This window comes from Pseudomonas sp. Xaverov 259, assembly GCF_019352915.1.
Taxonomy (GTDB): domain Bacteria; phylum Pseudomonadota; class Gammaproteobacteria; order Pseudomonadales; family Pseudomonadaceae; genus Aquipseudomonas.
Genome location: NZ_JAAAFV010000079.1, coordinates 1 through 264, shown reverse-complemented (window position 1 = coordinate 264; position 264 = coordinate 1). Strand labels below are relative to the sequence as shown.

Below are 264 nucleotides of genomic sequence, written 5' to 3'. Positions count from 1 at the left end.
GGCCGCTACAGGGCGCTCCCATTCGCCATTCAGGCTGCGCAACTGTTGGGAAGGGCGTTTCGGTGCGGGCCTCTTCGCTATTACGCCAGCTGGCGAAAGGGGGATGTGCTGCAAGGCGATTAAGTTGGGTAACGCCAGGGTTTTCCCAGTCACGACGTTGTAAAACGACGGCCAGTGAGCGCGACGTAATACGACTCACTATAGGGCGAATTGAGTGAAGGCCGTCAAGGCCTAGGCGCGCCGGATCCCCCGGGCCATACTAGT

The 264-nt window shown here is 59.8% G+C and carries 1 pseudogene; it reads right to left on the bottom strand.

Annotation, left to right across the window (positions count from 1 at the left end):
• Window positions 1–199, bottom strand: a pseudogene (locus tag K0H48_RS31225) (hypothetical protein); the annotation flags it as partial.
• Window positions 200–264: the final 65 nt, after the last annotated feature.